At 51.1% G+C, this 25,626-nt stretch carries 26 protein-coding genes and 1 pseudogene; 11 read left to right on the forward strand and 16 right to left on the reverse strand.

Annotated elements, in window-relative coordinates:
* The 8 genes and pseudogenes from proV to ACYP03_RS01290 all read right to left on the reverse strand — a co-directional run bounded on the left by proV (position 1) and on the right by ACYP03_RS01290 (position 7,916).
* Positions 1-1,191 (reverse strand): glycine betaine/L-proline ABC transporter ATP-binding protein ProV, encoded by a 1,191-nt coding sequence (gene proV / locus ACYP03_RS01255; RefSeq protein WP_248143772.1) that lies wholly within the window; start codon positions 1,189-1,191, stop codon positions 1-3.
* A gap of 230 nt (positions 1,192-1,421) precedes the next feature.
* Complete coding sequence (locus ACYP03_RS01260) at positions 1,422-2,873, reverse strand: sensor histidine kinase (RefSeq protein ID WP_459778209.1); 1,452 nt, start codon at positions 2,871-2,873, stop codon at positions 1,422-1,424.
* The gene (locus ACYP03_RS01265; protein WP_330960682.1) at positions 2,860-3,519 is read right to left on the reverse strand and encodes a response regulator; all 660 of its coding nucleotides are present in this window, start codon (positions 3,517-3,519) and stop codon (positions 2,860-2,862) included. Before ACYP03_RS01265 ends, ACYP03_RS01260 begins: the two co-directional genes overlap by 14 nt.
* A 3-nt stretch (positions 3,520-3,522) precedes the next feature.
* Entirely contained in the window at positions 3,523-4,170 is a 648-nt protein-coding gene (locus tag ACYP03_RS01270) for a tetratricopeptide repeat protein (RefSeq protein ID WP_459778210.1), read from the reverse strand.
* Between the two features lie 14 nt (positions 4,171-4,184).
* Positions 4,185-4,994 carry an SDR family oxidoreductase gene (locus ACYP03_RS01275; RefSeq protein ID WP_459778211.1) on the reverse strand — a complete coding sequence of 270 codons (810 nt, stop codon included), beginning with the start codon at positions 4,992-4,994 and terminating at the stop codon, positions 4,185-4,187.
* A gap of 31 nt (positions 4,995-5,025) precedes the next feature.
* Positions 5,026-5,718, reverse strand: coding sequence for a TenA family transcriptional regulator (locus ACYP03_RS01280; protein ID WP_459778410.1), 693 nt, complete (start codon positions 5,716-5,718; stop codon positions 5,026-5,028).
* A gap of 585 nt (positions 5,719-6,303) precedes the next feature.
* Positions 6,304-7,299: pseudogene (locus ACYP03_RS01285) on the reverse strand (AMP-binding protein); the annotation flags it as partial.
* Entirely contained in the window at positions 7,296-7,916 is a 621-nt protein-coding gene (locus ACYP03_RS01290; protein WP_459778212.1) for a thermostable hemolysin, read from the reverse strand. The gene ACYP03_RS01290 and the pseudogene ACYP03_RS01285, both read right to left, overlap by 4 nt.
* A 313-nt stretch (positions 7,917-8,229) precedes the next feature.
* Here ACYP03_RS01290 and ACYP03_RS01295 point away from each other — a divergent pair, with 313 nt between their 5' ends.
* Both ACYP03_RS01295 and ACYP03_RS01300 read left to right on the forward strand, forming a co-directional pair.
* Entirely contained in the window at positions 8,230-8,451 is a 222-nt protein-coding gene (locus tag ACYP03_RS01295; protein WP_248143777.1) for a hypothetical protein, read from the forward strand.
* A 278-nt stretch (positions 8,452-8,729) separates the two neighbouring features.
* Complete coding sequence (locus ACYP03_RS01300; protein ID WP_248143778.1) at positions 8,730-8,981, forward strand: GlsB/YeaQ/YmgE family stress response membrane protein; 252 nt, start codon at positions 8,730-8,732, stop codon at positions 8,979-8,981.
* A 73-nt stretch (positions 8,982-9,054) separates the two neighbouring features.
* Here ACYP03_RS01300 and rsmS read toward each other — a convergent pair whose 3' ends face one another.
* From rsmS to dinG, 5 genes are read right to left on the reverse strand one after another with little or no spacing between them, the layout of a single operon-like run.
* Positions 9,055-9,252, reverse strand: coding sequence for a pleiotropic regulatory protein RsmS (gene rsmS, locus ACYP03_RS01305; RefSeq protein WP_248143779.1), 198 nt, complete (start codon positions 9,250-9,252; stop codon positions 9,055-9,057).
* Positions 9,252-10,217 carry a histone deacetylase family protein gene (locus ACYP03_RS01310; RefSeq protein ID WP_459778213.1) on the reverse strand — a complete coding sequence of 322 codons (966 nt, stop codon included), beginning with the start codon at positions 10,215-10,217 and terminating at the stop codon, positions 9,252-9,254. The genes rsmS and ACYP03_RS01310 overlap by 1 nt, the downstream gene beginning before the upstream one ends.
* 3 nt (positions 10,218-10,220) lie before the next feature.
* Positions 10,221-10,775 (reverse strand): primosomal replication protein PriC, encoded by a 555-nt coding sequence (priC, locus tag ACYP03_RS01315; protein WP_459778214.1) that lies wholly within the window; start codon positions 10,773-10,775, stop codon positions 10,221-10,223.
* A 23-nt stretch (positions 10,776-10,798) separates the two neighbouring features.
* On the reverse strand, positions 10,799-11,572 hold the full coding sequence (locus tag ACYP03_RS01320; protein WP_459778215.1) for a sulfite exporter TauE/SafE family protein: 774 nt from the start codon (positions 11,570-11,572) through the stop codon (positions 10,799-10,801).
* Between the two features lie 3 nt (positions 11,573-11,575).
* Positions 11,576-13,669: an ATP-dependent DNA helicase DinG gene (gene dinG / locus ACYP03_RS01325; RefSeq protein WP_459778216.1), complete on the reverse strand. Its 2,094-nt coding sequence runs from the start codon at positions 13,667-13,669 to the stop codon at positions 11,576-11,578.
* A 552-nt stretch (positions 13,670-14,221) separates the two neighbouring features.
* Between dinG and ACYP03_RS01330 the strand changes: the two genes are divergently transcribed.
* A complete protein-coding gene (locus ACYP03_RS01330) occupies positions 14,222-15,172 on the forward strand; it encodes a porin (RefSeq protein WP_248143784.1) in 951 nt (316 codons plus the stop codon).
* Between the two features lie 154 nt (positions 15,173-15,326).
* On the forward strand, positions 15,327-15,956 hold the full coding sequence (locus ACYP03_RS01335; protein WP_459778217.1) for a YccT family protein: 630 nt from the start codon (positions 15,327-15,329) through the stop codon (positions 15,954-15,956).
* Positions 15,957-15,995: 39 nt separating this feature from the next.
* Here the strand turns inward: ACYP03_RS01335 and ACYP03_RS01340 are convergent, their stop codons facing one another.
* Positions 15,996-16,343, reverse strand: a complete 348-nt coding sequence (locus ACYP03_RS01340; protein WP_248143786.1) for a conjugal transfer protein TraR — start codon at positions 16,341-16,343, stop codon at positions 15,996-15,998.
* 373 nt (positions 16,344-16,716) lie between these two features.
* Here ACYP03_RS01340 and ACYP03_RS01345 point away from each other — a divergent pair, with 373 nt between their 5' ends.
* The 5 genes from ACYP03_RS01345 to recR all read left to right on the forward strand — a co-directional run bounded on the left by ACYP03_RS01345 (position 16,717) and on the right by recR (position 21,110).
* The gene (locus tag ACYP03_RS01345) at positions 16,717-17,109 is read left to right on the forward strand and encodes a YbaN family protein (protein WP_248143787.1); all 393 of its coding nucleotides are present in this window, start codon (positions 16,717-16,719) and stop codon (positions 17,107-17,109) included.
* A 181-nt stretch (positions 17,110-17,290) separates the two neighbouring features.
* Positions 17,291-17,851 carry an adenine phosphoribosyltransferase gene (apt, locus tag ACYP03_RS01350; RefSeq protein WP_248143788.1) on the forward strand — a complete coding sequence of 187 codons (561 nt, stop codon included), beginning with the start codon at positions 17,291-17,293 and terminating at the stop codon, positions 17,849-17,851.
* Between the two features lie 192 nt (positions 17,852-18,043).
* Positions 18,044-20,143, forward strand: a complete 2,100-nt coding sequence (dnaX, locus tag ACYP03_RS01355; RefSeq protein ID WP_459778218.1) for a DNA polymerase III subunit gamma/tau — start codon at positions 18,044-18,046, stop codon at positions 20,141-20,143.
* A 31-nt stretch (positions 20,144-20,174) separates the two neighbouring features.
* A complete protein-coding gene (locus ACYP03_RS01360; RefSeq protein ID WP_330960673.1) occupies positions 20,175-20,504 on the forward strand; it encodes a YbaB/EbfC family nucleoid-associated protein in 330 nt (109 codons plus the stop codon).
* A 3-nt stretch (positions 20,505-20,507) separates the two neighbouring features.
* Entirely contained in the window at positions 20,508-21,110 is a 603-nt protein-coding gene (gene recR / locus ACYP03_RS01365; RefSeq protein WP_248143791.1) for a recombination mediator RecR, read from the forward strand.
* A gap of 55 nt (positions 21,111-21,165) precedes the next feature.
* Here recR and ACYP03_RS01370 read toward each other — a convergent pair whose 3' ends face one another.
* Positions 21,166-21,717, reverse strand: coding sequence for a regulatory protein ToxS (locus ACYP03_RS01370; protein WP_248143792.1), 552 nt, complete (start codon positions 21,715-21,717; stop codon positions 21,166-21,168).
* Positions 21,702-22,610 (reverse strand): winged helix-turn-helix domain-containing protein, encoded by a 909-nt coding sequence (locus ACYP03_RS01375; RefSeq protein ID WP_459778219.1) that lies wholly within the window; start codon positions 22,608-22,610, stop codon positions 21,702-21,704. The genes ACYP03_RS01370 and ACYP03_RS01375 overlap by 16 nt, the downstream gene beginning before the upstream one ends.
* A 164-nt stretch (positions 22,611-22,774) precedes the next feature.
* Between ACYP03_RS01375 and htpG the strand changes: the two genes are divergently transcribed.
* Together htpG and adk are read left to right on the forward strand one after the other, a co-directional pair.
* Positions 22,775-24,673 carry a molecular chaperone HtpG gene (htpG, locus tag ACYP03_RS01380; protein ID WP_330960669.1) on the forward strand — a complete coding sequence of 633 codons (1,899 nt, stop codon included), beginning with the start codon at positions 22,775-22,777 and terminating at the stop codon, positions 24,671-24,673.
* 166 nt (positions 24,674-24,839) lie between these two features.
* Positions 24,840-25,487: an adenylate kinase gene (gene adk, locus ACYP03_RS01385; RefSeq protein WP_459778220.1), complete on the forward strand. Its 648-nt coding sequence runs from the start codon at positions 24,840-24,842 to the stop codon at positions 25,485-25,487.
* The last annotated feature ends 139 nt before the right edge of the window (positions 25,488-25,626 follow it).

Here is a 25,626-nt window from a genome sequence, read left to right on the forward strand (position 1 = left end):
TCAGGCCTCCCGGTCTAGTGTCTGTAGCAGGCGAGCTTTGGTGATAATGCCATGGTAGCGCTGCTGCTCATCAACGACGGGCACACCGTAAGGCAGGCTGGCAACATGACCAATCAGTTCACCTACCGGGGTATTGGGTAAGAACGTCACCGTGTCATTCAGCAACGCTTGTGTCAGCGGGTGGTTGGCTTTCGTGGCACTTTGTAAGGATTCGGTGGAGACAATCCCGACGTACTGATTGCGGCGATCGACCACGATGCCAAATTCGCGATCCTGGTCGTTGAGTAGCTGCAGGGCGGCGCGCGGGCCGTCGGTTTCGCCTTTTTTGATGACCGTGACCTGCTGTTTGCGGGCAATATCTTTCGCTGTGAAAACATTGGTGACATCCACGCCTTTGAAGAAGGAACGGACATAGTCATTGGCCGGGTGGTGGAGGATCTCATCCGGGGTCCCGATCTGGACCACTTCACCATTCTGCATAATGGCGATGCGATCCCCGATGCGCATGGCTTCATCCAGATCGTGGGAGATGAAAACGACGGTTCGTTTGTCATCACTTTGCAGCCGGATCAGCTCGTCCTGCATTTCGGTCCGGATCAGCGGATCCAGCGCGGAAAATGCTTCGTCCATCAGCAGAATGTCCGGGTCATTCGCCAGCGCTCTGGCCAGACCCACCCGCTGCTTCATCCCGCCGGACAGCTCGTCCGGATAGGAGGCTGCGTAGGCATCCAGGCCGACACGCGCCAGCGCTTTCAGTGCCGTCTCGTAGCGGGTATCTTTATCGACACCGGCCAGTTCCAGTCCGAAGGCGGTGTTGTCGATCACGGTCATATGCGGCATCAGTGCAAATGACTGAAACACCATACTGATGTTGTTTCTTCTGACGGTCCGCAATTCCTCTTCAGAAATCTTGGCAATGTCTTTTCCGTCAAGCAGCACCTGACCATGTGTGGGTTCTATCAGTCGGTTGAGCAGCCTGACCAGTGTTGATTTTCCTGAACCTGAAAGGCCCATGATGACGAAAATTTCACCTTCCCGGATGGTCAGGCTGGCATCTTTGACCCCGACGGTGAGGCCGGTTTCTTCAAAGATGGCATCCTTATTCAACCCTTTTTCCAGCAGTGGGAACGCCCTTTCCGGAGCGCTGCCAAACACCTTGTAAAGGTTTTTTACTTCAAGTTTGACAGTCATAAATTGTACTAGTCCTTCAAAATGAATCTTCCTCTGCAAAGAAATTATTACAGATGAAACATTTGTACTCTAAACAATTATGGCATGTCTTTCAAAGTGATAAGGGGTTTATTTGAATATTTATCAGGTTTTAGGGTGCGGTTATGAATCAGAAACTGCCTATTTGTCTTATAAATAGACAATTTCTGGGGGTGTCTGACAAAAACAGGAATCAGGTGAAGGTTAGATGACTACTGATTGAGGGCGCGGTGAACGGGCAGTGTGACCAGAAAACAGTTCCCGGATGCCGTCTGGTTACCCTCAAGGACGATATCTCCGCCATGGAGCAGAGCAATATCGCTGATAATCGACATGCCGAGTCCGGCGCCATCGCCCCGTTCTGTATTGGCGCGGAAAAACTTTTCAAAGATCCGTTCTCGAATCATGTCCGGGATGGGCTGGCCGGAATCGCAGACACGGATCGCCACCCAATCCTCTGACTGCAGGGTGACGGAGATATTGATGTCGGCATTCTTTCCGGCATAACGGATGGCATTATCAATTAAGTTACTGAATAAACTGGTGAGCAGGACACCATTGGCGTCCATCATGAGGGTATCCGGGCCATCCAGCGACAGATTCTGGTCCTGTTTTAATGCCAGGGGCACCAGAGAGCCGATCACATCGCGCAGGCAGGCCATCAGATCGGTCTCGTTGAAGGGAAAAGCATTCCCGCCTTCGACCCGGGCGAGCATCAGCAGCTGCTGAATCAGGCGGTCGGTCCGTTCAATGCCTTTGAGAATATGGGTCAAGTCGTTTTGCAGATCTGTCGGGTTATCACTGGCCAGTGCATTCTCAGCATTCAGACGCAGCACTGCTAATGGCGTTTTCAGCTCATGGGCTGCGGTGTGTGTGAAACGTTTTTCTCTGACCCAGGCTTTATCCAGCTCTGACAGCAGATAATTGAGCTGATCAATCAGAGGCTTGAGCTCGATGGTGGGCTGAGAAACCTGAATTGCATGCAGTTTGTTGATGGTGCGCCGAGACAGGGCCTGCTGAAGTTCCCCGACAGGTTGCATGATATAGTTGACCAGCAGAATAATAGCAAGCGCCAGACAGGGGATTAGTAAGAGCTGCGGGATCCCGGTTGAGAAGGCGATATCGTCGATCAGTTCATCCCGGATTGCCTGTTTTTCTGCCACGATCAGAAAGGCTGCTTCCTGGTCCGGTGCTGTCGAAGGCAGGCGAATCTGGAAGCTGCGCCAGAGCTGACTGTCAAATGAGATCGGGTGGTAGCCAATTTTATCCGGGACAGAGAGCGGGGTCGGCGGGGCCGCAGGCGAGCGGAGCAGGACACCTTCGCTGGCACTGAACAACTGAAACATCAGTTTCTGTTCATAGGGGTGTCCGTAAGGGGTCGGGTCATCATCATCAAGCCCGGCATGATTGCTGATGCCCTGATACCATTGCTCATAAAACAATTCGAGCTGTTCGGGCGGCATCATCAGTAACTGGGGGGCACTTAACGCAAGCAGTTTTGCGGATTGCCCCAGCCGGGCATCAAAAATCTCGTCAATCTCATGTTTGGATTCAGCGAAAATCAGGCTCCAGGAGATGGCAATCAGCACAGTGGCGGCCGTCACCGTCATCGTGATCAGCCGTTTTTTTATCGACAGCATCGGACGGATTTCAGCGATTCTCAATGATATACCCTACGCCACGGATATTTTTGATCAGCGTGCTGCCCAGTTTTTTCCGCAAATTATGAATATGGACTTCAATGGCATTGTCACTGGCGGTGTCATCCCAGCCGTGCAGGGCTTGCTGAAGTCTGTCCTTACTCAGTACCCGTCCCGCCTGTGCCACTAATGTACTGAGAATTTTGAACTCATTTCGGGTAAGTTTGACGGGTTTTCCCTGAAAACTCACACTATTGTTGTCCAGAGACAGGGTTAAATCCCCGAGCTGGATTTCAGTCTCCGTACTCCCGGACAGACGCCGGATCATGACCCGCAGCCGGGCCAGTAATTCTTCCAGCGCGAAAGGCTTGACCAGATAATCATCGGCGCCACCGTCGAGTCCTTTGACCCGGTCGTCGATGCCATCCCGGGCGGTCAGGATCATCACCGGAACCTGATGGCCGGCACGGCGGATATGACGCAATACCTGCAGGCCATCAATATCCGGCAGCGTCAGATCGAGAATCACAGCCAGAAAATCTTCAGTTTTCAGTGCGTGTTCAACCCCCTGGCCGCGCTGCAGCCAGTCGACGGTATAGCCACGGCGGCTGAGCGAGGCCACCATAGACTCGCCCAGCATCACGTCATCTTCGATCAGTAAGATCCGCATTGACTATTGCAGCTCCTTCAGTTTTTCCTGGATTTCACGCTGGCGACCCGCGTCGGCCAGTTTACGGCCCGGACGTGGTTTGGCATGGCTGGCACGAGTGAGGTAAACAATGGCATCATCTCGCCGTCCGTCCTGCGCCAGAAAATCCCCGTAAAAGTAATTTGGATCAATCCCATCCGGATTAATTGCCAGTGCTTTTTGCAGCATGGCTTCGGCTTTGTCGTCATCCCCAAATGCAATCGGCCATCCGGGCACCTGGTAGTATAACGTGCCCAGGCTGGTATAGGCAGATCCGTCCAGGACTTTCGGGTCGGTCCTGATCACGTCTTCAAGCAATGCCTTTGCTTCTTTGACCAACGGTAGTGCGCCCAGGCCACCTTTGGCACCAGCCAGGCTGCTTTTGTTAATAGCCAGCCAGACTTTCAGGTCAGCGCGGTCCGGTGATTGCTGCAAGGCTTTTTTTGTCACGGTGATGACGTTTCTCAGACATTGCACTTTGTTGTCTTTATTAAAGGTGTCGTACTGGCATTTTGCCCACTGTTGCTGAATATCACTGAGCTCATCGGCATACGCAAGGCTGCTGAGCGAAGCGCCGGTCACACAAGCCATGACCAGCAGGGGTTTGATGAGATTAAAAGATGGCTTTTTCATATGACCTCTAGAAGTTAATGCACTTCAGCTTTGGTAAGAAATTGGCGAATCGTGGCACTTTGTTTACGTATTGAACCTGCAACCGTTGCAGGCAGGAGCTGATTGACTCTGACCCAGAGTTTTTCCGGCCAGCCCAGCCAGCGGACAGGCGTTTCCTGTTGCAGGCTGAGTAAGAGCTGTTCTGCGACCCACTTTGGATGGTCTACCTGATTGCCCAGATGCTGGTTCAGCTCGTTCACGTGGGTTGAGTTCAGCGCGGTATCGGTCGCGCGGGGGGCCAGATAAAGCACGCGGATCCCTGTGCCATCCAGTTCGCGGTCGAGCGCTTCGCTGAATCGGTGAAGACCAGCTTTTCCGGCACAGTAGGTGGTATAGCCCGGGTAGCCGATGGCAGAGAAGGTTGAGCCAACGTTCAGAATCAGACCCGGATGTGCCAGCCACTGGATGGCTTGCTGACTCAGAAGAATCGGTACTGTCAGATTCAGCTGAATTTCTTCGCTGATACTGCCGGCATCTCGTTGGGACAGGCTGGAAAACTGGTTGCTTCCCGCGTTGTTGATCAGACCATGAATGGCTAAGCCTTCGGATTTCCATTGCTGGCAGCTGTCGTGAACTGCATTAACGCCGGCCGTTGTATTCAGATCGGCAACCAGTGTTTTGTGCGCCGTTTCCCGGGGCAGAGACAGTTGCAAGGCTTTGAGTTTGCTCAGATTGCGGCCAACCAGAATCAGGTTGGCTCCGGCATGCGCCAGGACACTGGCAATCTCTGAACCAATTCCCCCGCAGGCGCCGGTTAAGACCAGATATTTATCGTTGATATCCATCACATATTCCTTTTTAAATCAGCGCAATCAATCAGTGTGTTTGTGGGGATGACGGTTCCGGCAGCGGCAGGGAAGCCAGCATCTGGCCGTAGAGGTCATAGACCATGTTGGCGCTCTCAATAATGGCCCGCTGATCGGCCGGATCCGTGATTTGATTCATTAGCTGCTCGAACGTTTTGATGTGCTCCTGATCCAGTTCACTGTGTGACTTCAGGTAGGTCATGGCCTGATCCGGCAGACCCAGAACCTGCTGTACCTGTTGTGCAATCTGGCCGCCGATGCTGACGCTGGTGCCTTCCAGTACCCAGACCATGCCGAAAAATCCGATCGGGTTCCGGCGGTCAATCTGGTGATAGAGATAAGCGACCATCAGTTCGATGGGGGCACAGACCCGGCCCTGGTCCCGATTGTCGCGCACGGCTTCCGCATCGCCGCCGCAGGCTTTGATGTCATTGAGGATCCAGACCTGATGGCCCATTTCTTCTTCAATGTAATGCCCGATAGCCTGGCGCAGCCATTCGTAACTTTCGTCCAGCTTGCCGCCGCAGGCCATGAGCAGCGGGATGGTGTGCTTGACGTGGTGATAAGCCTGAGTCAGGAAAGCAGTGTAGCCGGTAAGATCGATAGCACCCTGCTGACAGGCAGCAAAAATCGGGGCATCAGCCATCCGGTTCCGGGCCGCTTCTGTTTCGGCGATCAGTGTATGAAAAAAACCAGAACCCATTGTTGTGTCCTCTTGAAGATGAATTGGGGTCAGTGTCAGACGTTCGGCGGTGTGCGCAGTCATCAGCACTCGGGGTGATGTCGCCCGATGATTGGTGTCGTCAGAGTGATCCGGGAGTGCAGCCAGTGCAGGCACAATCAATTGCTGAATGGCGTCACGTTTAGGACGCCCGTTTGCAGTCATCAGTCCCGGAATCGCTGAAAGCGGCTTATCCAGCACAACCAGATTGCCGATTCGGGCATAATCCGGGAGTCGCTGATTCAGTGCGCTGATGGCATCTGACAGGTGAGCCGGTGACGGGGTAAACAGCACGCCGGTCAGCTGGGTCTGAGCATCACCGATCACCACCATGCCCATGAGTGCCGGGAAAGCCTGCGCTTCAGACTCAACCCATTCCGGAGAAACATTGCGGCCAAAAGCCGTAATCAGCAGATTCTTTTGCCGACCGGTAATATGCAGGAAGCCGTCGTTGTCCAGGTGCCCCAGATCTCCGGTATCAATCTCCTGTTCGGGGGCATGCTGACCGAGGTAACCCAGCATGGTACTGCCGCTGACGCGGACAACGCCGGATTCAGAAATGCTGACCTGACAATGGGGAAGCGGTCTGCCGCTGCTGCCCGGTTTATCGTCACCGGGCAGGTTGAGACTGACCACGGAGCCGCATTCTGAGAGTCCGTAACCTTCATAGGCCGGGATGCCCAACGCTCTGGCCTGAGTCAGCAGAGCGGGAGAGACCCGGGCGCCGCCAACCGCCACAAATTTCAGCGGACTGACCAGCTCAGGCTGCTGGATTGCGACCTGGCAAAGTGCCATCAACAGTGCCGGAGTCAGAACCAGACTTTCAGGACAGTGGCAGGCCAGGGCATGTGCGAATCGTGCCGGGTCAAACTGACTGGAACCGGACAGCCCGACTTGTTCGCCGGGTAAAATAACCGTGGTTGAGCCCATCAGAATTGGGATGTAAAGGCCGGTAATATTTTCCAGCAGGGTTACCAGAGGCAACAGAACCAGGTGTTTTTGAGGCCGGACGTATGATGACAGGCGCTCGGCCAGCACCTGGCTGGTCGTATGCAGGTGTTCCTGGCTCAGACAGACCCCTTTGGGCTGACCGGTTGAACCTGAGGTAAAGGTAATTTTGCCGGTCAGTGGTGGTACGGGGTGAACTTGTGTGGCCGTAGCATTCAAAGAAGCACACCTATATACAGGCAGATCTGCAATCGTTGTCTGGAAGGAATCCTCATACGCCGTCCAGTTACCCCAAAGCGTATCCACACTGGCTTCCGACAGCATATGCTGAACCTGTTGCTCTGAGAAAAAAGCAGGTACCGGAATCAGCACTTTGTCTGCCGCCATCGCCGCCAAATCCGCAATGGCCCACTGGATGCCATTGTCGGCTCTCAGCGCAATGTGCTGAGCTCCGAGCTGGTTCAACTGAGTGACAGCCAGCATCACTTCTTCAGCCAGCTGGCCGTAACTGACGGTAAATGACTGGCCTGATTCTGAATCGAATCCGTGCAGGGCATCTTTCCCGGGCATCTGTTCTGCGAACCGGAACAGGTGTTTGATGATCTGGCTTCTCATGCCTGACCTCCGAAAGCTTGCAGGACAGGGAAGCGACGCTGGTTCAGCACCTCTAATCCTGAAGCCAGGCTCCCGCCGGAAATTCTGGGCTGCTGCTGATAATAAGTTCCCCAGATAGCATCGGCATTGGGAATGCGTTCAGCGGTGGCTTCGGCCAGTACTGTCGGATTCAGCCCCAGTCGCCGCATCATGGCCTGAAGTGGGCCGGTCGCAGTGAAAATACACCAGTTGTAGCCACAGCGGACCAGATGCTCGGCAATCAGGGTGAAATGCAGGTAAGACATCCCTTTTGAAAATGCCGCCAGCTGCCCGAATTCAATCAGTTCAGAACGGACAATCGCCTGACCGAACCGCTCGGACATCAACTGTTCTGCTGGTTGATCCAGGTATTGTTCAAGAAAAAGGTTGCCGGTATGGGCGGCCTGATAACCGCAGACAGACAACAGCTGTTCATTGTTATCCACCAATGCCAGGAAAGCCGGCATGAAGGAATGAATTCGGGCCTGAAATGCGGAGGCATAGCGAGAAGCAACATAACGTTCTGTTTTTTCACGGAAAGGATGATCTTTATCAATATGCACCAAGGTTAACTTGTTAGAATTATTGTTATTGTCCATCGCATATTCCCTCAGAAGGTGTGTATTAACACCTTAGAAAGGGAAACTTAAGAAAGTCTTAAGGCATAAAAATTTCAGTCGGAATGTCATAAGTGCGAAGTTGTTGTGCGTCTAATTTAAATGTTTTTGTGATGTTTTATTGATCTGGTATTTGTGAGGCAGGTCTGCTTACTCAGCTGGTAGGGCCAGTTTATTGAGGGCTATGTCAATTTTTGACATGGATTTAACGTTTAACATAAATGTCACATCGAGATTTTTTATTGTCATATTCTGTTGCGATGATGGCGGCCAGGGAAAGGAGTACAAGACCGCAATGAACATGAAAATTCGCCCTAATCATCTTGAGCCCATGGGATTCGAAGAGTTTTCCAGGTTGATCGATTTGATACCTGCTACTCGCAGCCCAATGAAAGTGGAACCTTTGCTTGGGATTGTGGCTTCCAGGACTGAAGTTGGCCGTGAAGGTAAAATCATCAATCTGTCCTCCGATTCACAAGTCCGTCCAAACCGGTTACGTCTGGTGAATGGCTATTGAACCCTGCGGGTGAACTGCACTCAGCAACCCGCATCTATCCGTGAGATAACCTCCCTGTTTGCATCGGCCTGAATCTAGGCTGTTTCTGCGACTTCAGATTTTCAGTGACTGTTTCCGGTCATCGCTTCGGTGCCTCCTTTTTCATGCAATACATCAGATTGCAATCCACTGTGATGGTTCTGACGAATCTTTCCTTCGCATTATTTTCGATACATCAGGTTACGTAGAGTCAGCTAAGCTTCTTCTGAGATGGGTCATGACCTTATGAGGAGCGAAACATGGGCATTATTTCCTGGATTATTCTGGGTCTCATCGCTGGGGCTCTCGCCAAATGGCTGATGCCGGGTAAAGATGGTGGCGGTTTAATCGTGACAATGGCTCTGGGGATTGTCGGGGCTTTTGTGGGCGGCTGGGTTGGCAGTTTAATTGGATTCGGTCCGGTCACCGGCGTGAATATCGGCAGTATCTTCACCGCAACCGTTGGGGCATTTATCGTCTTATTTGTTTATAACAAGTTCATCCGTTCTTAATGTGCCCGGTTGTGATTTCTGTCTGAACAGATAGCCGCTCGTTCAGAGCGGCCTGGGCAGATGCGGTGTCCTGCTATTGATGTTGTTTCATTTTCGTCAGCAGGTCATTTTTCACAATTTCAAGGGCAGACAGTGCCACTTCGGGGTCAATCTCATTGGTTTCCAGTAAATAAATCAGATCTACAGCCAACTGAACATCTTTCGGTGCATCAGCAAGGGCTGGGTGCCCGGATGCTGGTGTGTTCGCTGGTTTCTCATGTTTTTTCGTCATCAGATATCCTGAAAATCGTTCGTTGTGCCGGGTTGAGTCGGCTGGTGATGTGGCTGATGCACAGCCAGCGCAGCTAGGAAGAGCTGTGCATGGATGTTGACCAGCTGCTGATGGTCATCACGATAGCCGCCGCCGACCACTGCGGCCAGCGGGATACCGGCATCATGGCAATGGCTGATCACCAGATGATCCCGCCGGAATATGCCTTCTGTGGTGACCTGAAAGTAGCCCAGCGCGTCATCCTGATGGATATCCACACCCGCATCGTATATCACCAGATCAGGCTGATACTGGGCCAGAGCCAGCGTCAGAACGGCACTGAATGCAGATAAATAGTCTTCTGTATTTGTTTCGCGGGGCAGCGCCAGATCGATGTCGGAATCGGGTTTTCGGGCCGGAAAGTTTTTATCGCAATGCACTGAAAATGTAATGATATTGCTGTCATCTGCCAGTAACGTTGCCGTTCCGTCGCCCTGATGGACATCACAGTCAATAATCATCACTTTATCGATACCGGGTAGTGTCAGCGCATGCTTTGCTGCAAAGGCCAGGTCATTGACCAGACAAAAACCGCTGCCAAAGTCGTGGTGAGCATGATGATACCCCCCGCTCAGGTGCAGGCTGATCCCGTGCTGATGTGCCAGCTCGACGGTCAGCCGGGTACCAGCGGTGGACGTCAGTGTCCGTTCAATCAGCTGCGGGCTCCAGGGGAACCCGATACGACGCATTTTAGCCGCTGGCAGTGTGTTGTTTACAAGGTTGTCGATATAGTCGGCCTGATGCAGGGTTTTCAGTTCTGCAGCCGTCACCGGTTCCGGCTGAAAAAAACAGACGTCGGCCCATTGCTCAATGTGCATCTCCTGAGTGAGATGCAGGAATAACCTGTGGTACTTGGTGATGGGATACCGGTGTTTTGGCGGCAGAACCAGTTCTGAGTACACGGGATGATAGACCAGTGGCAGCATGGTTTATCCCTGACGTTCCCGGCGGACGATCGCCTGTTCTATACCGGCCATCGCCTGCTGACAGCGGTTCAGCCGTCCTTCCAGAGCGATGAGTTGTTGTTGCAGCGGTTGCCGCTGGCTGACTTCTGTTGCCTGTTCGAGCTCAAAGGTTTTATCTTTGACCATGGCAGACAGTCGTCTTTCCCAGTCCTGATGCTGAGCCAGATCGTCATACAACTGATGCAGGCTCTTCCGTTGTTTCACCACGTATTTCGGTTCTGCCTCACGAATTTGTTTGGTGGCCATCTCTCGCTGAATTGCCTGGATCTGAGTCAGAATTTTTTCGCAGACGTAGCTGGCTCTGGCGATTTGCAGGTTCCCCGCGGCCTGTTCTTTCATCAAAGCGGCAATTTCCTGCTGGATTTCGCGAATACAGGGCAGCAACAGGCGCGCCCGGCAGTGAAACAGCTGATTATCGAAAAGGGGCTTATCACTTTCTCCCCGCTGATGATCCAGTGCGGAGGCCTGCGGGATCAGCTGTTCAACCAGGCCAGCAAGACGGCTAATATCGGTCGCCACGATATTCTCCTTATCGTTTGGTGTTACAGCCAGGCCTGCCATGCCAGCCGGGCGGCCAGAATGACAACAACGGTGACAAAAACCGGGCGGATAAACCGGCTGCCGAAACGGATCGCAGAGTGCGCGCCAATATAGGCACCCAGCATCAGGCAGACGCCCATCGTTAAACCTAACGCAACATTGATATGGCCAAGTATGGCAAATGTGACGAGTGAGGTCAGGTTGCTGGTGAAGTTCATGGCTTTTGCCAGCCCGGACGCCAGCAGGATGTCCAGGCGATACAGCGCCATATTGGAAACAGTCCAGAAAGCACCGGTACCGGGTCCGGCAAGGCCATCATAAAATCCCAGACCGGTTCCCTGTATCCATTGCTTTCGTTTAAAGCGCGGGCATGGCGTGGGCAGTTTACGGCTGTCACCTTTGGGATGGGGATGCCAGATGGTGTACACCGCTGCGGCCAGGATGATCAGCGGCAGGACTTTTTCCAGCCAGGCTGTGCTGATGATATCGACGACCAGCGTCCCCGCAATGGCGCCGCTCAGCGTTGCCAGAAAAGACGTTTTCCAGAAAGCCGGAGAAAACAGCTGCTTCCGGTAATAGGTCAGCGCAGCGGTGGAAGACGCGAAGGTTGCTGCCAGCTTATTGGTTCCTAAAGCAATGTGCGGCGGCAGCCCTAATGACAGCAATGCCGGAACGGTCAGCATTCCGCCACCGCCGGCAACAGCGTCTATAAAACCAGCGGTCAGAGCAACCAGACCGAGGATGAGCATCATGCCCGGATCAATTATTTCAATCATGCATTATCGTTTTCGTTCGATGGCGTGTTCAATTACGCGTTTAAATGGGGGCAATGAATCGAGCAGTGCTTTGCCGTATCGCCGTGTAATCACCCGACGGTCGAGCAGGACAACTCTACCAAAGTCCTGCTCTTTACGCAGCAATCTCCCGACGGATTGAATTAGCTTTTTACTGGCTTCCGGAACGGCAATTTGTAAAAAGGGGTTACCGCCACGGCTTTCAATGTATTCTGCATGAGCTTCCTCGACAGGTGAGGTTGGTACCGCGAACGGAATCTTGGTAATGATTAAATTTCTCAGCAAGTGGCCCGGTAAGTCGAGACCTTCGGAAAAACTGCCGGTGCCGAATAACACGCTGACTTTGCCCTGTTCACAGTGGCTCTTGTGCTTTTCCAGCAGGGAAGTCCGGGATTCTTCTCCCTGAACCAGCAATGCCCAGCCATTTTTTTCACACTGGGGCCGGATGGCCTCTGCGACTTTGTTCATTTGCCAGTATGAGGCAAACAGCACCAGGCTGGCGGTTTCGCCTTCCAGATATTCCGGAAGGGTTTCAATCAGTAAATCCGTGAACTGATCCGCCTGAGGTTCATATTTCATTTGCGGAATGACTAAGCGTCCGTTGTTCTGATAATCAAACGGCGAAGCCAGAGCTAGAAAGCGTGCGCCCTCATTTTCCTGAATTCCGGCCTGACGGCAGAAGTAACTGAACTGGTTGAGCGCACGCAGGGTTGCTGACACCAGAATTGCGCCCGCGGCACGGCTCCAGAGCAGCTGATCTAACCGGTAGCCAATCTCCAGGGGCGAAACCTGCACAATATAATCGCCTTCCTGTTCCGGGCTTTTTTCAAGCCAGCGGGCTAAAGGGGCGCCTTTTTCTTTGTCCGGCTGGGCCATCAGGGTCCAGACTTTTTCCAGATTTTCCAGACGTTGCAGATAAAAGCCTGATTCGGAGAGTGCCGGTTCAGCAGATCGTGCCGGTACTTCGTCATCTTTGAGGCGTTCGGTGATCATCTCGTGAATTTTCGCCAGTGACTGTCGCGCTTTCTTGCTGGCATCCCGGCATCCCTGAGCTTCTTCTGCCAGCCATGCAGGCAGCTCTCCGTGGGGAAAACGGTAACTGCCATCTTTGCTGAAGACAGCTGGGTCGACCTGGCCGGACAGTTGTCTCAGTGTGGGAACAAGATGCTGGATAGACTCCTGCAGCGTGGTCTGGAAGCGTCCGGACTTTTGCCGGTCGGCGAGTTCCGCCAGTTTACTGACCGACTGATTGAGTTTTTCAAGCCAGTTGCTGGCACCCTTCAGGCTGGCGGCGGCAGCAGAAAAGTCTCTGGCGACCTGCGGCAGATGGTGTGCCTCATCGATGGCATAAATCGTCTGCTCGGGTTCTGGCAGAATGATGCCGCCACCCAGCTCCAGATCAGCCATCAATAACGCATGGTTGGCGATCACAACATCGGCTTTATCCAGGTGCTCCCGCGCCTTTGCAAAAGGACAGTGGCGGTGTTTGGCCATGCCTGAATGGCAACTGTGTTTATCGGACACAATTTGCTGCCAGACACGGTCAGGAATGACCGTCGGCCAGCTGTCCCGGTCACCATCCCATTTATTTTGCTGCCAGGCTGTCAGCATTCGCTTCAGCAGGCTGAGGTCCGATTTTTTAGGTTTTTCCTGCCATAGCGCCAGCTGACCGTCATCTTGTCCTGAACAACTGGCTTCCAGCTTGTGGCTGCAGCAGTACCGTTGACGTCCCTTGGCCAGGATAAAACTAAATTCTTTGGGAAAAATTTGCGCAAAGAGCGGCAGATCCTTATGAATCAATTGCTCCTGAAGCGCGACTGTTGCTGTGGCGATGAGTACCTTCTTATTGTTAAAGAGTGCGTAAGGAATACATCCAAGCAAATAAGACAGAGATTTCCCGATGCCGGTTCCGGCTTCAGCAACCAGCATTCTGTTTTTGGCGTGATACTCACCTGCCAGTGTTTTGGCAATTTCAGCGACCAGATAATTCTGTGCACGGCGGGGAATGAAGTGATCCAATTGTGCACTCAGGTTAGCATAGCACTGTTTAATATCAGTTTTGATCTGGTTGTGTAACATGACTGAAACTTAATGTTGGCAGGGGTGAGCATTATAACATGAAGCTCTGCTGTAGGGATGTCCGGTTGTTTATAGGGGATTTTTGATATGAAATGAGATTTCCCTCACGAAATAAGATTGAACCCCAGTTTAACCAAGGGTGAGTTATAGGTGAATTGATTGATTTGACTATAATTTGCGGCTTTTAATGGTTTTATATTCTGATTTATCTTGTTAATTCTGGCTTTTGTGGGATTAAAATGCTGTTTTTTATTGCTATTAAGAAACATGCAAATAGCGGGAGATACTTGATTCTTTGTTAATTTTTTGCCCTCAAACCATGTTAAGTTATTGAAAATAAATATAATATAATAAATTTGTTGTTACAGTGTGAGAATTTGACATCGCGATTCATTCTCTGTCAGGATGAGTTCCGCAAGTTACGCCATCTTGGCATGGTCAGTTTTGCTCTGATTTACTGAGCTTTGTGTGACCTGCCGGGAAGGGAAATAAGAAAAGCAATAGGGATTCTGGAAATAGGAATTCCATCCATAAGAAAAGGCAGTGGATATCATGAAAAAAACGCTTATTGCACTATCTGTACTAGTAGCTGCAGGCTCAGCAAACGCTTCTATCAACCTGCTTGACAAAGACGGCGTTATTGTCGACCTGTCAGGTTCAGCGGAAGTTCAGCTGTTCCAAGACATCGTACCAAAAAATGGTGATGAAGACCCTACCATTCGTCTGGATGATGGTGACATCTCGCTGAATACCACTATTCCAGTCAACAACAACCTGAATGTGGTTGCAGGTTTTAACCTGGATCTGCATAACTCAGATAATAATGGTAAGCCTGGAGATTTCTTCAATGATGAGCTGTACGTTGGTTTCCAAGGTAAAGACTTTGGTACGCTGACGTTTGGTCGTCAATACCTGATCTCTGATGATGCAGGTATCAGTAAAGACTACGAGCTGGGTACTCAAGCTCTGGGCTTTGATGCTACTCGTGGCAGCGAAGTCGTGAAGTATGTTTACGACAACGGTATGTTCTACGCTGGCGCTTCTCACGACATCAATGCAGACGACAACGGCGGCATCACTGACGCACGTCTGGGTGCACGTTTTGCCGGTCTGGACGTTCGTGGTTACTACTACACGTCTGAAGACGTTAATGCTCCTGGTGAAGACATTACCGGTTATAACTTAGAAGCTGAGTACGTTATTCAGGCTATCTCTCTTGCTGCTTCATACGGCCATGGAGAAGTTGAGAACTCTGCAGGTGTAACGACTCTGGATGTCGATTTTATTTCACTGGCGGGTTCTTACACTATGGGTAAGAACACTTTCGCTCTGGGTTACAACCTGAGCGATATTGATGGTGGCGAAGCGACTGACAACGTTTATGCAAACGTAACTCACCAGCTGCACAGCAACGTAAAACTGTATGCTGAGCTGGGTTGGGCTGACGGTGACAACACTGAATACGACCTGGGTTATGTAGCTGGTATGGAAGTTCTGTTCTAAGAACGGTTCTTACCGCACAGATATTGCAAAAGCCGCCATTTAGGCGGCTTTTTTGTATTGTGATTAATCAGATGAGTTAGAGTCACGTCTGGGTTAATTTCCGGCAAGAGACTCATTTGATTTTGTAAGTCATACAACGAAAAGAAGATTGGCGATGAAAAAATTAGCGTTTCTGGCAGCTCTGCTGGTTGCCAATGTACAGGCGGCAACGCTCTCTGTGGGAGACGGGATTGAACTTTTGGTGGTTGATGGTAAAGAAGTGAACCAGTCCCTCTGGTCCAGGACGACTGAAGTCGATTTACCTGCCGGAAAGCATCAGGTCGTGCTTCGTTATGACCGGGAACTGAAAAACGGCAGCCGGAACAGCATTTACACAACCCGCCCGTATCTGTTTGAGATGGTGATGCCAGAACAGGATGTACGTATTGAGTTGCCTGTGTTGGTAGCTTACAGCCAGGCACAGGCTTATTTCCAAAAAGGTCCGGAATGGACCATGACGCAGGCAGACGGCAGCCAAAAAATACTACCTTTCGTTGAGATGAAAGGCGATGGTATTGCAGCGTTCAGTGATATGGAAAAGCTGGTGGGAGAGTATAACCGCCAGCATGGGATAACGTTCGAGCAAGGCTATGCGGTTGATCTGGAACAGGCCGTTGTTGAGGTGAATCAAGACGGAAAAGTTGAAATATCCGGTGATGCTTTAGCACAGCTTAAGCTGTGGTATAGCAAAGCAAAACCAGAAGAAAAAGCCGCCTTTAAAGCCTGGATGGCAAAACAGCCTTAAAAGCGATTGTAGGGTACCACGCCATCACCAGACTGGCACTCAGCGCTGGTGATGGTACTTATTATGAGACTGGCACTGCTGACAGCGCGGCTGTGCAGGGTCATTATCGAGAATGATTTTTTCTATTGGCTCTTCGCAATCAGCACAGACTCCGTAGAGGTCCAGACGAATCGCACAGAGAGCGGCATCGATTGCTTCCAGGCGATTGGCTTTATGACGCAGCGAAGGATTGATGCTTTGCGCTGCTAAAGTCAAAAGCTCATTTGCTGTTTTTTCTGCTGTTGTCACAAGACTGGCAGCGTCTAATTCAGCATAAAGCTTTGCTGAAAGGGCCTCATATTCCTGCTCCAGCCGGATTGTTTGTTGCTTCAGATACTCACTATTCATAGTGGCACTCCATTGTAGACTGGATCACAGTCTATGCTGAATTTCTGTTCTGATACTGATATAAGTCAAACCAGATGCAAAATAACCCTTCTTTTTGTCGGTTTTTGTAATCTATCGAATGCTTTATAGTGCTGAACGGTTTTTAGGTGGCTGAATTGCTGCTTTTTATTACATTTCAGTGTCTTAAGACGAGAAGAAAGGAAGATAGAATGGAACATAACTTTAAAGAACCCTATAATCTGAAATACTTTATTGGTTTTCTGGTGGCAATGCTGTTGCCGACATTACCAGCAAGCCTGACCTGGTTGGGTATACTGAGCCACTGATCTGTCTGTAACACAGGCGGCTCAGGCAAATGTAAAAGAGAGGGAATGTGAGACAACTGTTCTGGCGAACGCTATTGCTGGTTTCAGGCTGGTGTTTCGTGATTTTAGGTGTGTTGGGCATTTTCCTTCCTCTTTTACCCACCACCGTTTTTCTGCTTCTCGCCAGTGCCTGCTTTATGCGGGGCTCTCCAAAGCTGCACAAATGGCTCCACAGCCACCCCCATTTCGGACCTGTTTTAGAAAACTGGTATCAGCACCGGGCTATCAGTGCAAAGGTCAAGCGACGGGCGAATCTGATGATAGTTCTCAGTTTTACGCTTTCCATCTTTATTGTTCCTGTTAATTGGGTCAAAGTCCTGCTGATTGTTATTGCAGTGATTTTACTGATTTGGTTTAACCGTCTTCCGGTCCGGGAGCTGGATGGTCTGTCATCTCGGTGACTGTTGATGCATCAAAGGATTCATCCTCTGCTTTCTCAATCAGAGCAGTACGATAGTTGCCCATTCCAGTAAAAATCACTACTATTTGCGCTTAATTCGCTCGTCGTACCAATTTGCATGGGTATGCGCGACCAAATTTCTTAATAACCTGCTGTGTGCAGTACAGCAGATGGAAGAGACTATGAGCCAAGTAAAAACTGTTCAAGACGACTTCAGCCTGATTAAAAACAGTATTAAGACGATTCCGGATTACCCAAAACCAGGCATTCTGTTTCGGGATGTGACCAGTTTAATGGAAGATCCTGATGCTTATCAGGCAACCCTGCAGATCTTTCATCAGCAGTTCTGCGATAAAGGGATTACCAAAGTTGTTGGCACAGAGGCTCGTGGTTTTCTGTTTGGTGCGCCATTAGCTTTGGCGCTGGGTGTAGGCTTTGTTCCTGTACGTAAACCGGGTAAATTGCCGCGTAACGTCATCAGTGAAAGCTATGAACTGGAATATGGCCAGGATACGCTGGAAATTCATACTGATGCCATTGTGGAAGGGGATAAGGTGCTGCTCGTCGATGATCTGCTGGCAACCGGCGGTACGATTGAAGCAACCACCAAGCTGGTTCGCCGTCTGGGCGGTATCGTAGAAGACGCAGCGTTTGTGATTAATCTGCCTGACATCGGCGGCCAGCAGCGACTGCGTGGCCTGGGTCTGAATGTCTTCAGCATTTGTGATTTCGACGGCCACTAATCAGCCTGAATCAATGCCATCAAGCAGGGGGATGTTATCTTTGTGGTCAAAACGATAGCAGTAATGACTTGAAAGGATAAACTCCTCCTGTGTTCTCTCGCGCCGTGAATCTCCCTGTGCTAGCATAACCGACTGGATTCAGTCAGGCTTTCTGATGCCGCTGAATGATCGTGTTCTGTAGGATTTATCACCATGAGTTATCAGGTTCTGGCACGCAAATGGCGGCCGCATCGATTTGAAGATGTGGTGGGCCAATCCCATGTCCTGACAGCGCTGACCAATGCGCTGACACATAACCGACTTCATCATGCCTATCTGTTCAGCGGAACCCGGGGCGTCGGTAAAACGACGATTGCCCGGCTGTTTGCCAAAGGGCTGAACTGCGAACAGGGGATTACGGCTTCTCCTTGCGGGCAGTGTCATACCTGTCTTGAAATTGATCAGGGACGCTTTGTTGATCTGCTGGAAATTGATGCTGCTTCCAGAACCAAAGTTGAAGATACTCGTGAATTGCTGGATAACGTTCAGTATCAGCCTGCGCGCGGACGGTTTAAGGTTTATCTGATTGACGAAGTGCACATGTTGTCTCGTCACAGTTTTAATGCCTTACTGAAAACGCTTGAAGAGCCGCCAGAGCATGTGAAATTTATTCTGGCGACCACAGATCCGCAGAAATTGCCGGTCACGATCCTGTCGCGCTGTCTGCAGTTTCATTTAAAGCATCTGGATATTGTCCAGATTCAGCAGCAACTCGATCATGTCCTGACGGAAGAAGGGATCAGCTTTGAGACCAAAGCGCTCAGCTTGCTGTCCCGGGCTGCTGAAGGCAGTATGCGTGATGCCCTCAGCCTGACCGATCAGGCTATTGCACTGGGTAATGGTCAGGTTCAGGCTGATACCGTAGCGGGGATGTTGGGTACACTCAACACGGAGCAGGCGCTCTATCTACTGGAGGCTATGGCGCAAGGGCAGGCGGAACCGGCGATGGCATGTCTCGCGGAACTGGCTGCGGTTGGTGTGGCGTGGGATAGTCTGCTCAGTGAAATGGCAGCCCAGTTACACCGAGTCGCTATGTATCAGGTTTTGCCTGCTTCGCTGGATACTTCTTTACCGGATGCGGACCGAATTGTTCAATTGAGTCAGGTGATGCCGCCTCAGGATGTCCAGCTGCATTATCAGATTGCACTTCAGGGCCGGCAGGACTTACCACTGGCTCCGGACGGTCGGACCGGGCTGGAAATGGTGATGTTGCGCATGCTTGCATTTCGGCCGGTTGCGGCCGGGACGCTGATGCCGCAGTCGATCCCGGTGCCTGCCGCTGCACCTGAGCCCAGAGCTTCGGCTCCGCATGTGAATCAGCCGGATGTCCGAGCTGTTGCACCAGCGCTGCAACGACCTCAGCAAACGGTACAGTCACAGGCAGCTACTCCTCAGGTGGCACCGGTTGCTGAGCCGGTGCAAGGGGCATCATCAGTACCGGTCTCAACGAAAGCGCAAATGCCAGCACCAGCACTAGCACCGCAGCCAGAACCGGCGCCGACGCAGCCGCCGTCATCACCGGCTTCTGGTTTGCTGGCTGCCAGAAATAAGCTGCGTAGTAAAACAAAGCGTGGACAGGAGTCTTCCGAGCCAAAAAAGGCTGAACCGGCGTCAGTCAGAAAACCTGCTGTCAGTGTGCTTGACCGGATTTCGAGTCAGCATGCAGGTCGTCGACCTCAGCAGGCTGGACAACCCATGGCGCCGGGGAACGCATCGCAACCTTCAGAGCCGAAACCGGCTGAAGAATATCAGTGGCAGCCGCTCAGTCAGCCTGAAGTTGATCATGAGCCTGAAGTGGTGGTTGCACCCACAGCACTGAAGCAAGCGCTGGAGCACGAAAAAACGCCTGAAATGGCAAAACAGCTTGTCAGTGAAGCGGCAAATCAGGATAGTTGGTCCGACATGGTGACGAAGCTGAATGTTGACCGTCTTGTTCAGCAATTAGCATTGAATTCTGCAATGTCGCTGGAAGAGCAGCAGCTTACTCTGCAATTGCGCCCGTCTCAGCAACATTTGGATACGCCGAAAGCCAGAGCGCAATTGAGCGCGGCACTGGCTGAGATGCTGGGACAAGAGATAGAATTACAGATAGAACTCAGTGATAAAGGACGATCGCCGTTGGAGTGGCGGGAGTTCATTTATCAGCAAAAACTGGATCAGGCTAAAGTCAGTCTGCAGCAGGATCCGAACGTTTCCTTCATCTGTCAGCGATTCAGTGCTGTACTGGATGAAGAAAGCGTAAGACCCGTCTAATAAATTAACCAGACCCATAGAGAGAGAAGATATGTTTGGTAAAGGTGGTATGGCGAACATGATGAAGCAGGCGCAGCAGATGCAAGAGCGCATGCAGAAGATGCAAGAAGAAATCGCCAACATGGAAGTGACTGGTGAAGCTGGTGCCGGCCTGGTGAAGGTGACACTGACTGGCAGCCATAGCGTGCGTCGTGTTGAGCTGGATGACAGCCTGATGGAAGACGACAAAGATATGCTGGAAGATCTGATTGCAGCTGCATTCAATGATGCTGCACGCCGCATCGAAGAAGCCCAGAAAGAAAAAATGGCCAGCGTGACAGGTGGTATGAACCTGCCAGCCGGCTTTAAGATGCCATTCTAATCAATGCGCACCAGTCCGTTACTTGAGCAGTTGATGGACGCGCTGCGCTGCTTGCCCGGCGTCGGGCCGAAGTCTGCACAGCGTATGGCTTTCAGCCTGCTGCAACGAAACCGTCAGGGAGGCTTGCAGCTGGCTGATATGCTGGGTAAAGCCATGACTGAGATTGGCCATTGCCGCGATTGCCGCACTTTTACAGAAGAAGATGTGTGCGCAATTTGTGAGAATCCGCGCCGCCAGGAAAGTGGGCAGATCTGTGTGGTGGAAAGCCCGGCAGATATCATGGCCGTTGAAGCAACCGGTCAGTTTTCCGGCCGTTATTTTGTGCTGATGGGGCATCTGTCTCCACTGGACGGAATCGGTCCGAGTGATATCGGGCTGGATATGCTGGAATACCGATTGCAGAACGAGCAGATTGCCGAACTGATTCTGGCAACCAACCCGACGGTTGAAGGAGAGGCTACCGCGCACTATATTGCTGAGCTGTGTCAGGCCTATCAGGTGCCTGCCAGCCGAATCGCACATGGTGTCCCGGTCGGTGGTGAGCTGGAGCTGGTTGATGGGACAACTCTGTCACATTCAATTGCTGGCCGGCAGAAGCTGTATTGAATCTTTTGAGTCAGTCATACATTGAAAAGCCGACGTATATTGTCGGCTTTTTTCGTTAAGGAGCCGCATTCAGGACTTGTGAGCGGGTATTTAATCCGGTGAGCAGAACTGAATACTCGGTCAAAATATCAACCCGGTTACTCTGTTCAGCATTTGCCTGAAAATATTGATAAACAGACATGATTTGTTCATTGCTGAAAGCGTTCTCATCCCCGGTCTTCAACTTGTTGAATTGTTTCGGACGAACCTGCAGATAACCGCCGCTGACTTCCCAATAGCCGGACTCTGTGATTGTCAGATGCAATTGAATACGACTTTGATTGGTCATGCTCATGCGGGTGACTCGTGAATAGCTGTGATTCGGCAAAAACAGAACCTGGCTTTTTTCGGTAATTTTTTTCAAGCGCCCCAGACCAGGCGCTTCCGTTGAAGCCACGTTGGTGACGGTGTAGGACTCCCAGTCATGGGATGCCAGAAAACGGTTTATCCGGTGATCGCTTTTGAAATAGTAATAGAGGCTGCCGAGGAACATCAGTGTGATAAAAGCCAGCAACAGCAGCGGAACATATGCTCGCTTCAAATTTGAACGGGTTACTGAACGCGACATGGCTGCTCCCTTTCCTTGTCCAGTGTCACAATGGTGAGTGTCATGTTGTTCCGGTAGTCCGCGGTTCCATATATCAGGTTTATCCAAAGCTGATTATGTCTTCCGCCAGTGACAATGACCCGGGCTGGCGTGGATGCTTTGCCGTGCGTTTGGATATGGGCTGCAATACATTGTCTGATCAGCGGATACCAGGCGTCTGTCATGACCGTTTCACTGGGGATGAGCACCGGTATCCCCTGATAACTGAACGCCGGATAGAAAGCACTTGAGGTTGGCGGCGGACTAAAATAAGCCCAGAGTGGCAGCACGACACAGAGTAGCAGGGCAGTCACCAGAGTGAGTCGGTAACGATGCTGCTTGTGTCCGGATATTTTGTTTTCGGGCATAGTCGCGGCGGTTGAAATCACAGGATTAACCTGAACGGCGTCAGTGTCTGCTATCTGCTTGTCTGCTGGCGCAGTTGTGGCAGCGAGAATGATGTGCGAGTTGAGAATCGCCTCCGGTTCCGGATCATTTTGCTGTATTTCACCGGATTCGACCGGGCGGTCGTCAATGCGATCGACACTGGCAATCATCTGGTAGCCGCGTTTCGGAATCGTTTTGATAAAGGCAGGAGAGCGGGTTGAATCTTGCAGATATCGCCGCAGGGTTGAAATGGCCTGGGTCAGGCTGGAATCATCCACTTCGAATCCCTGATCCCGCCAGATATAGTCATGCATTTCCTGCCGGGAAATAATGGTGCCTGGCTCAGTCAGCATCCGGTGTAAGGCCCGGCTTTCATTGATGCCTAAATGGATGGTGTCTTCAGACTGAGTATTGTCAACCAGACTGTTGTGGTTCGGTGAAAATATAAATCGTTGTCCAATCAGAAATTTACAATGCGCTTGTTCCATTCCCAACCTATTCATTCAGTGTGATTTGTTTTTCCGGAACTCTGTCATCAGTATGAGCCGTTCAGGGACGATCGGACAGAAAATTAGCCGACAGGTCTTGAAAATGAGTGGCGAGCCCATATCTAGTTGTCAGTAATGACGTAAACATGGATTACGGAGTTCAAATGAGCGAGCAAACCCTGGAAAAGAATAAAGAGACACGTGGCTTTCAATCTGAAGTGAAGCAATTACTTCATTTAATGATTCATTCACTGTACTCAAATAAAGAGATTTTTTTACGAGAGCTGATTTCCAATGCTTCCGATGCGGCGGATAAGTTACGTTTCCGTGCGCTTTCTGCCCCTGAGCTGTATGAAAATGATGGCGAGCTGGCTGTTCGTCTGTCATTTGATGAAAAAGCTGGGACAGTCACGATCAGCGACAATGGTATCGGGATGACCCGTGATGAGGTGATTGAACACCTGGGTACCATTGCCAAATCAGGGACGAAAGACTTTTTCGCCAAGCTGAGTGAAGAGCAGAGTAAAGACTCGCAACTGATTGGTCAGTTTGGTGTGGGTTTCTATTCTTCCTTTATTGTTGCTGATGCTGTGACGGTCAATACCCGTGCAGCAGGTGCGTCAGCTGAGCAGGCTGTTTGCTGGCATTCGACCGGTGAAGGCGATTACACGGTTGAAGATATCGAGAAGTCGACCCGCGGGACCGAAATTATTCTGCATCTGCGTGAAGATGAAAAAGAATTCCTGAGTGAATACCGTCTGCGCAATATCATCAGCAAGTATTCGGATCACATTGGCATTCCGGTGCTGATGGAAACGGCTGAACGCGATGAGGAAGGCAACGAAACGGGTAAGCAATGGGAGCAGGTCAACAAGGCACAGGCGCTGTGGACCCGCAGTAAATCTGAGATTTCTGATGAAGAATATCAGGAATTCTATAAGCACGTCTCTCATGATTATGCTGAACCACTGAGCTGGAGCCACAACCGTGTGGAAGGTCAGCAGGATTACACCAGCTTGCTGTATATTCCGTCAAAAGCCCCTTTTGACTTATATAACCGTGACAGCAAGCACGGCCTGAAACTGTATGTACAGCGCGTCTTTATCATGGATGACGCGGAACAGTTCATGCCGATGTATCTGCGCTTTATGCGCGGCCTGATTGATTCAAATGACCTGCCGCTGAACGTTTCCCGCGAGATCCTGCAGGATAACAAAGTGACTCAGGCACTGCGTAAAGCCTGCACCAAGCGTGCACTGTCGATGCTGGAAAAACTGGCGAAGAAAGAAGACGAATATCAGCGTTTTTGGAAAGAGTTCGGCCAGGTACTAAAAGAAGGTGCGGCAGAAGACTTCGCGAATCGTGAAAAAATTGCCGGTCTGCTGCGTTTCAGTACGACTCACAACGATACCGCTGAACAAACGGTGTCTCTGGCCGATTACGTCAGCCGGATGAAAGAAGGTCAGGACAAGATTTACTACATCACGGCAGACAGCTTCAATGCCGCGAAGAACAGCCCTCATCTGGAGCAGTTCCGCACGAAGGGTCTGGAAGTGGTGCTGATGCATGACCGGATCGACGAGTGGCTGATGGGTTACCTGCCTGAGTTCGACGGGAAACAGTTCCAGTCCATCACCAAAGCCGGTCTGGATTTGTCCAGCTTTGATGGTGAGGAAGAAAAAGAAGCACAGAAGCAAACGGAAGAAGCCTTTGCGTCTGTTGTTGAGCGCACCAAAGCTTATCTGGGTGAGCGTGTGCAGGACGTTCGTACCACTTTCAAGCTGCAGGATACGCCTGCTGTAGTGGTCACAGACGAAAATGAGATGGGAACACAGATGGCGAAACTGCTGGCGGCTGCCGGCCATGAGGCGCCTGAAGTGAAATACATCTTTGAGCTGAATCCAAATCATCCGGTGGTGAACCGGATGGCAGATGAAGCCGATGAAGAAGCTTTCGGCCGCTGGGTTGAAATGCTGCTTGGTCAGGCGATGCTGGCGGAGCGTGGGTCGATGGAAGACCCGTCGCAGTTCCTGTCGGCAGTGAATAAGCTGCTGGCTCAGTAATGAAAACCAAACGGGCGCAGTTTAGCGCCCGTTTTGCTTCAAAGAGTATGCTGATAAAGAATGTAAACTCAGGGCTGTTTCGGCAGCGGACTTGCGAGTATGGTCTAATCAGTGTATTTTTCTGACTTTCCAAAACTCCGGCTAATTTCTAGAAAAGGGGATCAAGATGCGCATCATTCTTCTGGGCGCTCCAGGTGCAGGTAAAGGCACACAGGCACAATTCATTATGGAGAAATTTGGTATTCCTCAAATTTCGACTGGTGATATGCTGCGTGCGGCAATCAAAGCGGGTACTGAGCTGGGTAAGCAAGCGAAAGCCGTGATTGACGCAGGTCAGCTGGTGTCTGACGATATTATTCTGGGTCTGGTCAAAGAGCGTATTGCTGAAGACGACTGTGCACAAGGCTTCCTGCTGGACGGTTTCCCACGCACGATTCCTCAGGCTGATGGCCTGAAAGAAATCGGTGTAGACGTGGACTATGTGATTGAATTCGATGTTCCGGACACCGTGATTGTTGAGCGTATGGCTGGTCGTCGTGTTCACCTGGCATCAGGCCGTACTTACCACGCGGTTTACAATCCGCCAAAAGTGGAAGGTAAAGATGACGTGACTGGCGAAGAGCTTGTGATTCGTGAAGATGACAAAGAAGAAACAGTTCGCGCGCGCCTGGGTGTTTACCACAATCAAACTGCACCACTAATCAGCTACTACAGCAAAGAAGCGGAAGCAGGCCACACGGCTTACATCAAGATTGACGGCACTCAGCCAGTTGCGGATGTAAGCGCAGAGCTGTCAGCAGCACTGTCGAAGTAATGTGATATCACGCCCTGCAGTATTGTGACCGCAGGCAGACAGCACAGTGAAAAGCGGGGGGTGAATCACCCCTCGCTTTTTTTTGTCCGATAATGCAAATCAATCGCGGAATGGTACACTGTTCAGGCGAAAGAAGATG

Source organism: Photobacterium sp. R1, from assembly GCF_054600795.1.

Bases quoted from the DNA above. Each gene is read 5' to 3' on its own strand.
- rsmS (WP_248143779.1), bottom strand. From the start codon at position 9,252: ATGACGAAAAAACATGAGAAACCAGCGAACACACCAGCATCCGGGCAC.
- ACYP03_RS01300 (WP_248143778.1), top strand. From the start codon at position 8,730: ATGGGCATTATTTCCTGGATTATTCTGGGTCTCATCGCTGGGGCTCTC.
- ACYP03_RS01370 (WP_248143792.1), bottom strand. From the start codon at position 21,717: ATGTCGCGTTCAGTAACCCGTTCAAATTTGAAGCGAGCATATGTTCCG.
- ACYP03_RS01265 (WP_330960682.1), bottom strand. From the start codon at position 3,519: ATGCGGATCTTACTGATCGAAGATGACGTGATGCTGGGCGAGTCTATG.
- ACYP03_RS01320 (WP_459778215.1), bottom strand. From the start codon at position 11,572: ATGATTGAAATAATTGATCCGGGCATGATGCTCATCCTCGGTCTGGTT.
- ACYP03_RS01270 (WP_459778210.1), bottom strand. From the start codon at position 4,170: ATGAAAAAGCCATCTTTTAATCTCATCAAACCCCTGCTGGTCATGGCT.
- ACYP03_RS01295 (WP_248143777.1), top strand. From the start codon at position 8,230: ATGAACATGAAAATTCGCCCTAATCATCTTGAGCCCATGGGATTCGAA.
- ACYP03_RS01360 (WP_330960673.1), top strand. From the start codon at position 20,175: ATGTTTGGTAAAGGTGGTATGGCGAACATGATGAAGCAGGCGCAGCAG.
- dinG (WP_459778216.1), bottom strand. From the start codon at position 13,669: ATGTTACACAACCAGATCAAAACTGATATTAAACAGTGCTATGCTAAC.
- proV (WP_248143772.1), bottom strand. From the start codon at position 1,191: ATGACTGTCAAACTTGAAGTAAAAAACCTTTACAAGGTGTTTGGCAGC.
- htpG (WP_330960669.1), top strand. From the start codon at position 22,775: ATGAGCGAGCAAACCCTGGAAAAGAATAAAGAGACACGTGGCTTTCAA.
- ACYP03_RS01335 (WP_459778217.1), top strand. From the start codon at position 15,327: ATGAAAAAATTAGCGTTTCTGGCAGCTCTGCTGGTTGCCAATGTACAG.
- ACYP03_RS01280 (WP_459778410.1), bottom strand. From the start codon at position 5,718: ATGGGTTCTGGTTTTTTTCATACACTGATCGCCGAAACAGAAGCGGCC.
- ACYP03_RS01290 (WP_459778212.1), bottom strand. From the start codon at position 7,916: ATGGACAATAACAATAATTCTAACAAGTTAACCTTGGTGCATATTGAT.
- dnaX (WP_459778218.1), top strand. From the start codon at position 18,044: ATGAGTTATCAGGTTCTGGCACGCAAATGGCGGCCGCATCGATTTGAA.
- recR (WP_248143791.1), top strand. From the start codon at position 20,508: ATGCGCACCAGTCCGTTACTTGAGCAGTTGATGGACGCGCTGCGCTGC.
- ACYP03_RS01310 (WP_459778213.1), bottom strand. From the start codon at position 10,217: ATGCTGCCACTGGTCTATCATCCCGTGTACTCAGAACTGGTTCTGCCG.
- ACYP03_RS01275 (WP_459778211.1), bottom strand. From the start codon at position 4,994: ATGGATATCAACGATAAATATCTGGTCTTAACCGGCGCCTGCGGGGGA.
- ACYP03_RS01330 (WP_248143784.1), top strand. From the start codon at position 14,222: ATGAAAAAAACGCTTATTGCACTATCTGTACTAGTAGCTGCAGGCTCA.
- adk (WP_459778220.1), top strand. From the start codon at position 24,840: ATGCGCATCATTCTTCTGGGCGCTCCAGGTGCAGGTAAAGGCACACAG.
- ACYP03_RS01340 (WP_248143786.1), bottom strand. From the start codon at position 16,343: ATGAATAGTGAGTATCTGAAGCAACAAACAATCCGGCTGGAGCAGGAA.
- ACYP03_RS01375 (WP_459778219.1), bottom strand. From the start codon at position 22,610: ATGGAACAAGCGCATTGTAAATTTCTGATTGGACAACGATTTATATTT.
- apt (WP_248143788.1), top strand. From the start codon at position 17,291: ATGAGCCAAGTAAAAACTGTTCAAGACGACTTCAGCCTGATTAAAAAC.